The organism is Sulfitobacter mediterraneus, assembly GCF_016801775.1.
Classification (GTDB): Bacteria; Pseudomonadota; Alphaproteobacteria; order Rhodobacterales; family Rhodobacteraceae; genus Sulfitobacter; species Sulfitobacter mediterraneus_A.
Genome location: NZ_CP069004.1, coordinates 1,675,285 through 1,689,470, shown reverse-complemented (window position 1 = coordinate 1,689,470; position 14,186 = coordinate 1,675,285). Strand labels below are relative to the sequence as shown.

The 14,186-nt window shown below is 57.3% G+C and carries 13 protein-coding genes; 2 read left to right on the top strand and 11 right to left on the bottom strand.

All coding sequences use genetic code 11. The annotated features are described in order from the left end of the window. Window positions 1-3 precede the first annotated feature (3 nt). From JNX03_RS08280 to JNX03_RS08255, 6 genes are read right to left on the bottom strand one after another with little or no spacing between them, the layout of a single operon-like run. Window positions 4-1,437 (bottom strand): sulfatase-like hydrolase/transferase, encoded by a 1,434-nt coding sequence (locus JNX03_RS08280; protein ID WP_203211902.1) that lies wholly within the window; start codon window positions 1,435-1,437, stop codon window positions 4-6. A 27-nt stretch (window positions 1,438-1,464) separates the two neighbouring features. After that, the gene (locus JNX03_RS08275; protein ID WP_203211901.1) at window positions 1,465-2,199 is read right to left on the bottom strand and encodes a hypothetical protein; all 735 of its coding nucleotides are present in this window, start codon (window positions 2,197-2,199) and stop codon (window positions 1,465-1,467) included. Then, window positions 2,196-3,281 (bottom strand): ABC transporter ATP-binding protein, encoded by a 1,086-nt coding sequence (locus tag JNX03_RS08270; protein WP_203211900.1) that lies wholly within the window; start codon window positions 3,279-3,281, stop codon window positions 2,196-2,198. Before JNX03_RS08270 ends, JNX03_RS08275 begins: the two co-directional genes overlap by 4 nt. A gap of 4 nt (window positions 3,282-3,285) precedes the next feature. After that, window positions 3,286-4,287: a carbohydrate ABC transporter permease gene (locus tag JNX03_RS08265; RefSeq protein ID WP_203211899.1), complete on the bottom strand. Its 1,002-nt coding sequence runs from the start codon at window positions 4,285-4,287 to the stop codon at window positions 3,286-3,288. Then, window positions 4,287-5,267 (bottom strand): carbohydrate ABC transporter permease, encoded by a 981-nt coding sequence (locus JNX03_RS08260; RefSeq protein WP_203211898.1) that lies wholly within the window; start codon window positions 5,265-5,267, stop codon window positions 4,287-4,289. Before JNX03_RS08260 ends, JNX03_RS08265 begins: the two co-directional genes overlap by 1 nt. A 49-nt stretch (window positions 5,268-5,316) precedes the next feature. Next, entirely contained in the window at window positions 5,317-6,657 is a 1,341-nt protein-coding gene (locus JNX03_RS08255) for an ABC transporter substrate-binding protein (protein ID WP_203211897.1), read from the bottom strand. A gap of 402 nt (window positions 6,658-7,059) precedes the next feature. Between JNX03_RS08255 and JNX03_RS08245 the strand changes: the two genes are divergently transcribed. Both JNX03_RS08245 and JNX03_RS08240 read left to right on the top strand, forming a co-directional pair. After that, the gene (locus JNX03_RS08245; protein ID WP_203211895.1) at window positions 7,060-8,340 is read left to right on the top strand and encodes a tetratricopeptide repeat protein; all 1,281 of its coding nucleotides are present in this window, start codon (window positions 7,060-7,062) and stop codon (window positions 8,338-8,340) included. A gap of 122 nt (window positions 8,341-8,462) precedes the next feature. Next, a complete protein-coding gene (locus JNX03_RS08240) occupies window positions 8,463-9,167 on the top strand; it encodes a TetR/AcrR family transcriptional regulator (protein WP_203211894.1) in 705 nt (234 codons plus the stop codon). A 27-nt stretch (window positions 9,168-9,194) separates the two neighbouring features. Here the strand turns inward: JNX03_RS08240 and JNX03_RS08235 are convergent, their stop codons facing one another. The 5 genes from JNX03_RS08235 to JNX03_RS08215 form a co-directional block, all read right to left on the bottom strand. Then, the gene (locus tag JNX03_RS08235; protein WP_203211893.1) at window positions 9,195-10,082 is read right to left on the bottom strand and encodes an SDR family oxidoreductase; all 888 of its coding nucleotides are present in this window, start codon (window positions 10,080-10,082) and stop codon (window positions 9,195-9,197) included. After that, window positions 10,069-11,013 carry an alpha/beta hydrolase gene (locus JNX03_RS08230; protein WP_203211892.1) on the bottom strand — a complete coding sequence of 315 codons (945 nt, stop codon included), beginning with the start codon at window positions 11,011-11,013 and terminating at the stop codon, window positions 10,069-10,071. Before JNX03_RS08230 ends, JNX03_RS08235 begins: the two co-directional genes overlap by 14 nt. Beyond that, window positions 11,010-12,401 carry an MFS transporter gene (locus JNX03_RS08225; RefSeq protein WP_203211891.1) on the bottom strand — a complete coding sequence of 464 codons (1,392 nt, stop codon included), beginning with the start codon at window positions 12,399-12,401 and terminating at the stop codon, window positions 11,010-11,012. The genes JNX03_RS08230 and JNX03_RS08225 overlap by 4 nt, the downstream gene beginning before the upstream one ends. A 306-nt stretch (window positions 12,402-12,707) precedes the next feature. After that, window positions 12,708-13,010 carry a UxaA family hydrolase gene (locus JNX03_RS08220; protein WP_203211890.1) on the bottom strand — a complete coding sequence of 101 codons (303 nt, stop codon included), beginning with the start codon at window positions 13,008-13,010 and terminating at the stop codon, window positions 12,708-12,710. Further along, window positions 13,007-14,173, bottom strand: a complete 1,167-nt coding sequence (locus JNX03_RS08215; RefSeq protein ID WP_203240744.1) for a UxaA family hydrolase — start codon at window positions 14,171-14,173, stop codon at window positions 13,007-13,009. Before JNX03_RS08215 ends, JNX03_RS08220 begins: the two co-directional genes overlap by 4 nt. Window positions 14,174-14,186: the final 13 nt, after the last annotated feature.

The window sequence follows — 14,186 nt, the reverse complement described above, 5'->3', positions numbered from 1 at the left end:
TTGTCACCATTTGGTCCGCCGGCGTCCGGGCGCCTGCGCTATCAGTTCTGGATCTTTGGTCAGCCAATCAACGGTCCATTCATTGTGCAAATGGTCATTTGTATCGGCCATCCATCCGACCATCTTGCGTTTGAGCATATCCAAGACGTCTGCGTGGTCCTTGCTTTCGGCCAGATTGACCATCTGCCACGGGTCTTCCTTGCGATCATAAAGCTCGTCGATATCGTTGGTGTGGTAGATGTAGGCCCAATCGTCGGTGGTCAGCAGCCGCATGGAATACAGCCCCATATGGCTGCCGTGAAATTCGCAATAGGCGCTATCTGGCCAGTCGTCCGGGGGTGGGGCGCCTTTCATTTGGCTGAGCAGGGACCGGCCATGAAATACGTCTGGCCTTTCGGCACCGGCGATTTCCATGACCGTGCCGCAAATGTCGAGAAAATGATGCACGAAGGCGTCACAGGTGCTGCCCTGCGGGATCACTCCGGGCCACCGCATGAGCATCGGCACGCGGTAGATCTCTTCGTACATCGTGTAGTCTTTGTTGCATATTCCATGGGCCCCGATGGTGTCGCCGTGATCGGATGTCCAGATTACCAGCGTATCATCGTCGAGCCCCAGAGCCGTGAGGTGGTCAAGCACACGCCCGACCTGATCGTCGATCATTGTGATCTCGCCGTAATAGGCCGAGATCAGTTTGGCCCAATCGGCCCAGGGCAGGTTTTCGGTGCGCCAGTGCTTTTGTTTGATGCTCTGGACCGAGGGTTTTCCCTCCAGGGTGTCGGCATTGTTCGGCCATTGCGGGATATCCGCCGGGTCGTACATCGAAAAATAGGGCTCTGGCACAACATTGGGGAAATGCGGCCCGTGAAAATCAAGGCGCAGGAAAAATGGATCATCACCCGCATGGTGTTTGTCGATCAGTCGAATGGCATTGTCGGCCAGAAAGGCGGGGCGGCTTTTGTCGGCAGGTGCCTCGTCCCTGACAGCGCGTTGGGTGAGGTAATCGTTAAAGGCGTCAGGCACGGCTAACCCCTGATCCTGCCGCCAAGTCATGTAGTCGCCCAGACTGACATAATCTTCGTAGCCAAACCCCGGCGGGTCGATCTTTGAGACATGCCATTTGCCAACATAGCCCATCCGGTATCCTGCCGACTTCAAAGCGGCAGACATCCGGTCATCGGCAGGTTCAAGTTGGGCGCGCACCGGATGCAGGCCCACATTGGTCAACACGCGATGTTCATGCGGATAAACACCACTGAGCAGGGAACACCGCACGGGCGAGCACAGGCCTGTGGGCGTAAAGGCCTTGTCAAATCGCATGCCGGCTTTGGCAACCTTGTCCATGTTCGGGGTCCGGCAGACAGTGGACCCGTAGGCCCCGACGGAATCCACCCTTTGTTGGTCGGTTACGATGACAAGAATGTTAGGCCGGCTCATTCAGTTTCCTTTGGTTTGATCTGGCAACTACGACGTACGCCATGGCTGCAACAAATTACGCGGTGTGCGGTTGGCGACACGCTGCCGTTCATGATGAATGGCTTCGGTCATCGGATTTGGATTGCCCGCTGCGTTCAATCCCACGCGCATCATGCGGCCGGACCGCAGATAGAGATAGGCCGCGCCAGCAGGGCCGGGGAGCAGGCCAACCGTGGCTGCCATGGCCAAAATCGACAATGCCAGAATGGTAAAGCAGGCCAGCGGATACCGCAGGACAATCCCGGCAAGTTCGGCAAGTCTGCGGGGCAGGGCGGCGGCGCGATCCAAGGCAAAGGCGGGTGACAATACGGCAAGTTCCAGCACGACGAGGATCAGCCAACCGCCGCCCACGGCCCGCGCTACCCCTTGGGCAGAGCCCGCATCAGCGCCCAGCAGCAGAAGCATTGCCGCCCCGCCAAGCCCGACCAAGGTGAAGGCCAAAACAAGGCAAAACAGCCAGTCGGGCCGCATCGCTGAAACGTTGATATCGGCCCGCGCCGCAACTTGGTTTACCAGTTCTGCAGTGGCGGCCAATGCCACAAGGCCAAACCAAACCGCGACCACCATCGCGGGCGCAAACAACACCGGCGACAACGCATAGGTCAGCGAGATCGGGTATAGAAAAAGCGCGGCAAGGCTCAGCACAGCGATATTCAGGCCGAAACAGAAAACGGCATTGTCCCACAGATCAACCAAGGACCGGCGGAGCAAGGCAGCGATCATATGTCTTTGCCCGTCAGTGCGAGGCCGCCATCATCAAAGAAATGAAGCCGCGCTTCGGCAAAACCCAAGGACAATGCATCGCTTGAAGGTATCGACCCACCTTCGGCCTGCAAAATAGTGAAGTCGCCAAACGGCAGCGAAATATGGTGATAGGCCCGGTCGCCCAAATGCTCTGCCCCCAGTTCGGTAAAATCGGCAGCAGCAATGTTTACCGTGCTCCCGCCGACAATCACATGTTCAGGGCGCACACCCAAGGTGCGGGTGCCTTGTGGCACTTGCCGCTTGAACTTTGCCTGAAGGCCGCCTTGCAGATACACAACCGATCCTTTTGGCCCGTTGTCCACTTTTTCGACGGGCAGGAAATTCATCGAGGGTGAGCCGATGAACCCCGCAACAAATCGGTTTGCGGGATGGTTGTAGATATCAAGCGGCGCACCGACCTGTTGAACATAGCCACTGTTCAGGATCACCACGTTGTCGGCGAGGGTCATCGCCTCGACCTGGTCATGGGTGACAAAGATCATTGTGGCACCCAGTTCCTTTTGCAATCTGGCAATTTCGAGCCGCATCTTGACCCGCAATTCGGCGTCAAGGTTAGACAGCGGTTCATCGAACAAGAACACCTTGGGATTGCGGATCATCGCACGGCCCATGGCAACCCGCTGGCGTTGGCCGCCTGACAGGTCACGCGGCAGCCTGTCCAGAAGCGGCTCAAGCTCAAGCACACGGGCGGTTTCGCGCACCTTGATGTCAATTTCTGACTTTGGCGTGCCCTTCATTTTCAGGGGAAAGGCCATGTTCTTGAAAACAGTCTGGTGCGGGTAAAGCGCATAGTTCTGAAACACCATGGCACATCCGCGTTCCGACGGGTCGGCCTCATTCACGATCCGGTCCCCGATCTGCAATTCGCCATCGCTGATGTCTTCCAGGCCCGCGATCATCCGCAGCAGGGTGGACTTGCCGCAGCCTGACGGGCCAAGCAGGACCGTCAGCTTGTTGGCCTCAATTTCCAGATCAATGCCATGCAATACTTCAACGGAACCATAACGTTTGACGGCTTTGGTAAGGGTTACTTGTGTCATGGGCCTATCCTTTGACCGCGCCGGCCATGGCCGAGCGAATAAACAATTTCTGGAACACCAGATAAACGACCAGGATCGGCAGCAGTGACAACAGCACGCCCGAGAAGATCGCCTCGAAGTTGGTGGTGAACGTGCCGCCTATAGATGCCACAAATGCGGGCAGGGTGTAGTTGTCAGGTCTCAGCAGCACCAGCGCATGTAGCAGATCGTTCCAGAACCAGGGCATGGTAATGGACGCAAAGACGGCAAAGGGTGTCCCCATAAGCGGCAGCAGGATGTAGAGGAAATAGTGATAGTGTTTGCCTCCATCCATATAGACGGACTCTTTCAATTCGCGCGGAACTGTTGCGATGTAGGAGGTAAATACCATCGTGGACAGGGCGCCGCCTTTGATGTGCAGCAAGACCAGCGACAGCAGACTGTTTTCCAACCCCAGATACCGCGTGATGATGATGTATTGGGGCAAGATGACCATCATGGGTGGAATGATCATGTTCAATAGGTAGGTGTTGTAAACGAACATATGCCATCGCCGCCGGAACCCGGCCAGGGCTGATCCGGTCATGATCCCCAAAAGGGCCCCGACCAGAACGGAGGCACCAGTAACAACGATTGTGGCTATGAGTGAGCGGACAAAGCCATTGTTCACAATGGTATAAATCCCATTGTATTGGACAAACGGTTCGAGATAGCTGCGGATGCTCTCCGGCTCGATCTCATACTTCTCGGCGATCTGGCTCAGTTTCAGCTGGGGGTTCAGATACCCTTTGATCCCCATCTCGCGCCGGAAGGCGCGAGCATCGACGTTGTAGATCGTTGATAGATCACCGATCCGCGCATTCATCGACAGGTCGCGGCGCTCGGGGATCCAAAGGTGCAATTCGGTGGACTCAATTGTCGGCGTGAAAGCCCGCACCGCCAGAATATAGAAGGGTGTCAGCGTCAACAGACAATAAGCCGATAGGAAGGCAATCAGCAGGTACTTTTTCCGGGTAGTTTTACGCATCAGTGATAGCTCAATTTCTTTTGCAGCCGGTTGAGCCAGAACGCGAGAAACACGAGTGGCAGGAAAATCACCATCGACGCGGTTATACCTTGCGCGAGGGTGCCAATCTTGGCGCCGCCCATCGTCGCAGACCCGAAACCAAGCTGATAGATGAAGATAGACATGAATTCACCGTTCTGATTGCCAGCCAATGCACCGAGGCCGACAAGTTCATCAAAGATCCCGAAAGAATTGATGATGGAAAAGATGGTCGCGATGATCATGCTGGGCACGATCTGCGGCAGGTATATGTACCAGACACGCTGCCAATAGCGGGCGCCGTCCATGCGTGCAGATTCGATTGTCTCACTGGGAATAGCAAGCAACCCACCCAGAAACAGCGCCATGTTAAATCCGGCCGCTTTCCAGCCGTACATGAAGGGCAGGACATAAAGTGAGGTTGTCTCGCTTTTGGCATCAAAGGCATTGTTGCTGAACCCTGCCTCGGACAAAATCAGATTGAACGATCCGGTGTCCGTGGAAAACAGCATGACCATGATCAGGCCAACCCCGATGCCGGACAACATCCAGGGCATATAGATGATGGTAAAGAACAGCCCCTTCAGCTTTGACACCAATTCGAACATGGCGAGCGCCAGCAAAAAGCCGAACAGAAAGACCATCACGTAATTCACACAGGAAAAGATGATCGTGCGCCGCAATGCTGCAAAAAGCCGTTCATCAAGCGGCCCCTGAAACAACGAGGCGATATTGTCGAACCCGACCCAATTGACGTCCTGATCAAGGAAGTCCACCTGATCGGTAAAAATGATCGGAAGCGCAATCGCGAAGGGCAGGATCTGCAGGCCGATGTAGATGATATACTGCGGTGCGATGTAAATCAGATCGGTTAGAAACTCCCGCCTGCTACGTGCCTTTGCGGCTTGATCGCGCGTGGCCTTATTGGAGGCCACGCGCCCGTGTTGACTGCTCGTATTCATGCCTTGCTCCGTCGCAATAGCCGGTGGAAAAGGTGGTTAGCGGGTGATCCTATTGCCCGTAAGCTTGGTCCCAACGTTCCTGCATCAGAGCAAGCAAATCAGCGAGGCTTTGTTCACCGGAAACGTAATCACCGATTTCAGATGCCATCACGTTATCTTCGATCACGAAAGGTGTGCCACTTTTTTGCATCGGACCGGCCGCAGCCTGACCACCAAGGGAGCTGTCAAAAGTGATCTCGCCTGCGTCAAGGGATGGCCCGACCAGCTTGAGATATTGCGGGTTTTGCAATTCCACACCGCCCTGTTCGGACAGATCCATGGCGGGGACATAGCCAACAGCTTCGGCGCGCAGTTTGACGATCTCCGGGGAGGTCCACCAGTAAAATGCCTTCTTCGCCGCGTCAAAGTTCGGATCGTCTTTGTTGGCCGCATAAAGGGCAGAGCCACGATCAGCGGTTGTTGCATCCTGCCACACGACGCCATCGGCATTTGGCGGGAAAAAGATGCCGTCAAGTTCCACATCGGGATTCTGCGCCATCACCTTGTTCCAAAGCCAAGGTCCGTGGACAGCAAGGATGGATTTGCCGGTGATAAAGCTGGCTTCAAACTCCTGCTCCCATGCGCGATTCCACCAGTTGTTCGGGAAATAACCCTTTTCGGTGAACTCTTTGGCCAGTTTCAGGGCCGGCACCAATGGGTTGTTCGCCTCATCGGTCCAGGCAATTTTGCCGGTCCACAAATCGCGCACATCTTCTTTGGAGGCGCCGAGGCCAACGGCCCATGCTTCCAACATCCAGCGGCCCCAGAAACGTGGATGCCAACCGATATCAAGAACATATTCCAGATCGTCGCGGCCCTCGACGTAGACCTTGAGTTCTTCGAGAAGCGCCCGCAAGTCATCGACGGATTTCACTGATTTAGGGTCAAGTCCGGCCAACTTCATCTCGTCGGCGTAGTAGATCATGTTCAGGAACAAGCCACCCTGCACGTTGAATGCGGGGGCATAGCCTTTTACGCCATGGGTTTTTTCAAAGATCTGGCGGGCGTCGTAGTTGGCCTTGTCCCACCACGGAAAATCAATTTCCATGAGGTTCAGGTATGTCTTGTAATTGTCTTGTGTAGGAAATGTCAGGCCGCGAATGTCGGGTGGATCGCCAGCGGCTACACGCGCTTGAAAGGCTGCTTCGGTGTCTTCGTTGATTGCAAACAGCTCGATCTTTACGCCGGGATTTTCTTCCTCGTAGAGATCCCAGATCGCCCGATCCTGGGCAAAATACTCTGGTTGAGTGGCCGAAACTTCCAGCACGGTCTCTTGTGCAGCGGCCATTCCGGTCAGGCCTGCAACCGCGAAACTGACCGCGCAGCCCAATCTTGATAGTGCCTTTGACATTGTCTTCCCCCTATTCGTTTTGCTTTATGCGGTATCAATATCATGTCATCATACCAGTTGTAAATCTTTATTATCGGCCTATGAAATGTCACGAGGCCAAGGCCGGATTCCAGCGCTTGATGCGGCTGTGGTAATGGGTGGTTGGTGGCCGATTTTGACAGGTAGATCTCTTTTTGTGGCCATATATCAGTGATTTAAGGTGGGCTCGCTGCCGGTCTGTAAATGAGCCGAAACACCCCGGTCGCACAGTCTCATCGTGCTTGGGCGACTTGCGCCTCAACGAAATGCACGGCGCGGCGCAGCAGGAAATGCATCTCCAGCCGCAGACATTTGAAGAGAAACGCCCTATGGTCGCTCGAAAACCATTCAGGGACAACGAGCCCCTTGTGAAAGGATAAATCCATGTTGACCGATAGCTATGGCAACCAAATTACGGTCACGTCCCAAGCGGCACTGGATCAATACGACCTGGGTGTCAGACAGTTCCTGGCGGCAGATTTTGGCGCGGCAGAGGCGTTTCAAACGGCCGTTGATCAGGATGAAGGTTTTGCGCTTGGGCATGTGGGGCTGGCGCGGGCGTTGATGATGTCCGGCCAAATGCCAGCGGCCAAGGCCGCGATGGCCCGCGCCCAAACTCTCGCGGCCAGACTGGATACACGGCAGCGCCAGCATGTCGAGTGCTTTGCCCTGCTGTTTGCGGGCCAACCGCACAAAGCCCGCGCAATGGTGAAGAGCCATGTGCGCGCCTATCCACGGGATGCGCTTGCAGCCCAGCTTTGCGCGAATGTGTTCGGATTGATCGGGTTTTCTGGCGAAGTGGGTCGCGAGGCCGAATTGCTGGCCTATACCTCGGCCCTCTTGCCGCACTATGGCGAGGATTGGTGGATGATGTCGATGCATGCGCTGTCCCTCTGTGAGACCGGTCAGATCGACGCATCGATGCAGTTGATGGACAAATCGCTGGCCTTGAATGCGCGCAATGCCAATGCGGCCCATTTCAAATCACACGCGCAATATGAGGCCGGAGATGCGGCGGCGGGGCGTCGGTATCTGGCCGATTGGCTTGTGGATTATGACGACCGCGCCGTGCTGCATGGGCACCTGAGCTGGCATGCAGCACTTTGGGCGCTTCATGACGGCGATGCGGAGGGCATGTGGGCGGCGATTGATGCTGGCGTCGGTCCGCAGGCGGCGAAGGGCCTGCCGATCAATGTGCTGACGGATACCGCCGCGATCTTTTACCGGGCCGAACTTGCGGGCCTGCCCGTTGCCCCGAAACGCTGGTCGGAATTGAGTGAGTATGCCACACAATTTTTCCCCGAAACCGGCCAAAGCTTCGCCGATATGCATGCGGCCTTGGCCCATGCCATGGCGGGGAACGCAGATCGTCTGGCCTATATCTGCGACACTGCCAAGGGCTTTGCCGGCGATCTTGTACAGCCTGTCGCGCGGGCATGGGGGGCAATTGCGCGTCAGGATTGGCAGGCGGCGTTGGAGGAGCTGGTCATGGTTATGGGAACAACGGAGCGGCTTGGCGGCAGCCGCGCCCAACGTGATCTGCTGGAACTGACCTACGCCAATGTCCTGCTCAAGCTTGGCCTGACCGAAGAGGCACGGCGCAGCTTGACCACGCGCAGGCCGGTGCTGGCCGCTGCCCCGCCGATTGCAGGCTTTGGGGCGTAACCGCGATTTGGCGGGAATGGCCATAACCGCGCGTCAGAACCAGGCGTTTGCAGCCTTTCACACCGGAAACAGGCCGAAATTTCGCCTGTCCGCGCTTGGATAGCATGTGCTATCCAAATGGTATGACTGACGAAACCAAGACCGCCAAGCCGCCGCGGCGCAGAGGGCGCAAACCCAATTCCAACATCAATCGCAGCAGTATTCTGGACGCTGCGATCATGCTGGCGCTTGAGAATGGGCCAGAGGCCCTCTCGACGGTGCGCATTGCGCGGGCGATGGATATTGTGCAGTCCGGTTTTTACGCGCATTTCAAGAACATGGACGACTGTATCTCGGCCCTTGCGCTGCGGATCGAAGCATCGGTTCGGGCGCCCATTGCAGAACGAATGGCGGCGCTGCGGCAGTCCAACCCAAGTGATGCAGCGACGTTGACCCCCTATTACGAGGGGCTGTTCGATCTGATCGAAGACACCGGCCCACTGATGGAATTGTTCCTGCGCTACCGGCAGGATCGCAGCCCGTTGGGCGCGGTGCTGGATCAAGGTGAGGCGGCGCTGGTGGAGGATCTTACCGATCACCTGGATGCAATCATGCCAGCGGATGCAGGTGCCCCGGCGCTGGCCCATCGCAGTGCAAAAGACCGGCGTCAGGCTTGCTTCGTCATGGCGCATTTTCTTGTGCGCCAGACATTTGAGGGGGTCCGCATGTGGCGGGAAGGGCAACTGGCCCGCACCGCCGCGGCCCGGCTTTTGGCCGAACAGACTGCGGTGTTTGGTGTCAGTGCCGCAGCCGCAGGGATGTTTGCCCGGCAGGTTGATCAAGCCTAGGGACAAGACACCAAGGTGTGACCTTAACTAACCCGCCTTGTCGAGCGCTCCGTCATCCTCGTGACCCAGATCCGTAGATACGATACGTCCCTGTTCCGCCAGCTTGCGCGAGGCTGTCATTGCGGCCTCGATGTTTTCATCCTTATAGGCGCGTTCCAGCATTCTCTGCACAAAGCGGGGCCAGCGAATGACATAGTTCATCCGGCGCGGCGCAACGGCTTCGCGTTCCCGTTTCTTCACCATTCCCACGGCCACCTGTGCCACGTCACGGGCAGAAACGGATTGTTTGCCGCCAAGGTTCGGCTCGCCCCAAAGATGCACCATGACCTGATCCACCGGACGAATTTCGTCAGGGTCGGGCACGACAAAGCTGGGGCAGAGCGCGCCTACATCAACGCCCCGGTGCCGCACTTCCTGGCGCATGCAATCCATAAGCGCCCAGACGCCTGCTTTGGCTGCGCAATATTGGCCCTGCAGCGGCGAATGGGCGACTGCAGCGGTTGAACAAACAGATAGGAAATACCCCCGGCTCATCATCAGGTAGGGCAGGGCGACATGGGCGACGCGGTAAGTGCCGGTGAGATTGACGGAAACCATACGTTCCATCGTCGCTGGCGGCGCAGCTTCAACGCTGCCGGTGCCCATGATGCCGGCATTTGACACCACCGCATCGATGCGACCAAACTCCTGTGCTGCGGCTTCAAACGCTGTCTTGACAGAGGCATCGTCGGTCACGTCCATATCCACGGCCATCGTGAGCCCGCCGAGTTCGTTCTTAAGTGCCTGCAACAGTTCAGGTTCAAGACCGGCCAGAACGATATGCGCGCCTTCTGCGTGCATGGCGCGGGCCATCGCACGGCCCACATTGCGGGCCGGACCGGTGATCAGAATGACGCGGTTCTCAAGCGTTGACATTGGCGGTCTCCATGTTCAGGGCGCTTTGCAAAAATGCAATCTGATCGGCGATCGCGGCTTTGAAGGGCGCACCGTGATAAATTTCGAAATGTTCAATCGGATAGTCGATATGTCTCCCCTTGGGCGCGTTTGCCGCCGCGGCGCGGGCCGGTTCGGGGGGCGTCACGGCATCCTTGGTTGCGATTTGCACCAGTAATGGGCAGGGAATTTCGGCAGTGGTCGTGCCGGGCCGCCATTTCAGCATCTGCAGAAAGACGCGCGGGGTGATCCGGTTTTCCATGGTAGAGCCTTGATCCTTTTGCCACCAATCGGGCTGAATGGCGTCGGGCGTTGTCATGGCGCAGAGTGTGCCGGGATGGCCTGTTGCGCCGACGTAATAAGGATATTTGCCACGTTTTTCGCGCCAGCGGTCCCGCAGCGCGGCGATGAATAGGCGAAACGCGGTTTTGGGATCGCCCGTGTTTTGGCGTCCGTCGGCAAAGGGCGCTTGGGCGATGGCGGCCGCCACGGGCGCGGTGCGGGCAATATCCATGACGTGACCGCCGGAAAAGGACGACCCCCAAATCGCCACACGCGCGGGATCCACATCGTCGCGGGCGCGGGTCCAGTCAATCACCGCACGCCATTCCTCTTGCTGTCTTGGAATATCCATCCACTGACGGGGCAGGCCACCGGATCTGCCAAAGGTGCGGTAGTCAAACAAAACCACGGTCAATCCGGCTGCGGCGAAATGATCGCCATACCGCAAAAGCGGTTCATGGATCACCCCAGAAAATCCATGCGCCAGAACGATGGCTGGCTGTTTGCCAGATACGTCTTGTGCCCGTTTGACCCAGACATGTACAAGATCGCCGCCCACCTCGATGTCGGTCTCGCAGGTGGCAATCTTTGCCGCCAGATCTCTGGCAGTGGTGTGAGCTTGCGCCATCATGCCTCTCCGTCCTGAGGCTGGGCCGTATTTGTTCGCAGGCCTTGTTGCACAGCGCGGGTGATCGGATATCCAAAGGTCAGAACCATCGCGACAAGAAAGATCGCCAGCGGGATCGGGCCGGTCATCCAGACAAAGGCGGTCAACGTGCCCTCACTTTGGACAACTTGCCCGGCTTGATGATCAAAGACCGACAACATCATGGCATTCCAGAAGATCGCCAGCGATCCGGCGATCTTTTGCGCAAAAACAAAGACCGACGACACCAGCCCCTCGCGTTTGGCCCCGTGCGTCTGCGCGTCCATGTCCACGGCGTCAGGCAGCATCGCCCAAGGAAACAGATTGATGGCAGAGATCCCGATGCCAGAGATCGCGGCAGCAATCATAAGCGTGGGCGTCACCCCGTCCCTTGGGATGAAGGGGATCATGGCAAGGAACACGCCATAGACCACGAAACCTGCGATCAAGCCGCGGTGTTTGCCGATCTTGCCGCCGACAAAGGCCCAGAGCGGGAAGGACAGGATCGACAACAGAAAGATCGCCCCCAGGATCGGCCCCTGTGCCGGGCCCGGCACGCCGATCACGCTTTCGAGATAGAACGGCACCATGGATTGCACAATCAACGTGCCCAGCACTGACAAAAGCAAAATCAACACGATGCGGGTATAACCCGGCGTTCGGAACAGGCTTTTGACCTCAGCCCAAAACGGCTTGCTCGGCAGGGCATCCGCTCCGGTCTTTGCATCGGGAATGGCCCAAAGGAAGGGGACCAATGAGACCGCGCCTACCGCCGCGAACACAGTGGCAACCGTGATCCAAGCTGATGCGGGGGATGCAGCCAGATCAGTGGCCTGCCCAAGTGCCAGCACCAAGCCGGGCGTGACAGCGATGGCGATCAGCACGGCGAGGAAGTTGAACATGAAATTGACCGACAACAGCTTGGTACGGCCATGGTAGGTCGGTTCGAGATCCGGCACCAAGGCCAGGCGCGGGATCGAGATCATGGTAAAGAACAACGAGAAAGTCATGAAACCTAAAGTCGCCAGAACGAATTTGGCGGCTGTGCCGTCGACCAAAACAGGCAGTGCCCAGATCGCAACATAGCTGAGCGCACCGGGCAACAGGGCCCATTTGATCGCCGGTTTCCGGCCGACAGCATGGCGCATCCGGTCCGACCAACGCCCGATCACCGGATCCATCACCGCATCAAACAGGCGCCCCGTCAGAAAGGCGATACCTGCCAGAAATGGCGGGATCGCCGCGATGTTCACAAAGAAATACAGCAGCCATGAGTTGATCGCGATAAAGGCGAGGCCGACGTTCAATTCGGCTGCGCCATAGGCCATTTTGCGGCCAATCGACAACCCTCCTGCGGATTTGGTCTTGGTCATCTGTTCCCCTCCCAAAGAACCCTCTGACATGAGGTTTAATGATATGCTTATCATTTAATTTGAAATCTCACAAGCGTGTTGGAAATCCCTTTATGCAAGGCCGCCCTGCGATCATGGGATGTGGACGTTCTGCCTGTGGTTCGGCGGGAAAAGCGGATCAGGATTGGGGGCAGTTGCCGGTAAAATGATCACTGTCGGGCGTATTTCGGGTGCGACTGCGCCCGTTTTCGGATCGTATTCCGGTTGATGTCATGGGGCAGGGATACCGCTGCGATTCTGCCATTCTGGGCAAGTTTTCTTGGCCGGTCAGTGCCCAGAGTGACGGCCGCGCTTGGACGTCATATTGTGGATATGAACTTTCTCGCCCTTGCGAATGGCAGTCTGTGCGGTGCCAATGGTTTGACCGTATTTGATCACGTCGCTACCGGCCTTCTGATCGCTCAAGCAGAGTTTGAAGTAGATCGGAATATCCTCTTTAGCGACCAATGGTTGGTGAGACCCAATGGCAATATTGTCGCCTGTCTTGGCACCGGCCAGCAGTGTTGCAACAGTATCGTCCGGATGCAGGACGATGGCGGGGACGGTCTTTTGCGGGGATGCCTTGCTCAAAGTGCCGCTCCAAAACGGCTGACAACATCATCGCCCTGTTTCAATATTTCGCCCCATGTCATCTGGCCATTGGCCACATCAAGGGTTGCCTCTGCGATCCGCCTTGACCCGGTCGGCAGGGGGGCTGCTGTCTCAATCAAGTCGTCAAGCCGCACATCGAACTGCTGGAACAGTCGCTGACAACTCACCTTGTTCCCGCAGATCTTGATCGTGGGCATGAGCCCGCTGACAAAGCTGTTCCCCGCACCCGTTGTGAAAAGCGCGATTTGGCACCCGGCAGCGGCCAGCGCGGTTAGGTGTTCGGGTGCATAGTTTGGCGTGTCCATGGCGAACAATCCGCTGCCTTGGGGCGTTTCTGCATAGTCCAGAACGCCCATGATCGGGGTTGATCCGGTCTTTGAAATACCGCCCAGTGACTTTTCTTCGATGCTGGAAAGCCCTGCGGCGATGTTTGTGGGGCTGGGATTGCTGCCCATCAGGTCGAGACCGGTGGTCATGGCAGAGGCTTCGCGCCCTGCGGGGAGGGTGACAAGCCGATCTGCAATTTCTGCTGACGCGGCCCGCGCTGCCAAGAGATGCTCCGCCCCGATCCATTCAACGACCTCGCCAAAGATGGCGGTGCCGCCCTGTGCAATCAATTGGTCGATAAAAGCCCCGGTGCTGGGATTGGCGATCAGACCTGAACTGGGGTCGGACCGCCCGCATTTCAATCCAACGCGCAGTGCAGAAACCGGCGCGGGTGCGCGGCGCTGGCTGGACAGGTCTTTGGCCAGTTGCGCAGCCATGCGTGTGCCTTTCGCAACAAGATCGACGGGGTCTTGTTCCACCTCGTTCAAGGTCAGGATCTGGACAGTTTGACCTTCTGCCTTGATGGCTTGGGCCAGTGTTTCCGCTTTGGGCTTGTGGTCGCTTATCAGGAGAACGGCGCCATTGTTGGGGTTGCAGGCCAGGCCGACAAGGGCGCGGTAATGTACTTCTCGGTCCTGGCCGATCAATCCGGTCGAATAGGGCATCGTTACGACGTGGCACCCTTGCACTGCTGCGCCGATCTGCCGGGCGGGGGCGGTGGTCAGCCCCGTCACGGACAGCACAAGAACATGGTTGCGGACGCCCACCAAACCATTGGGCCTGTGATATCCATCAAAGTCTTGCAGGGCCGTCATCGCATTTTCCTGA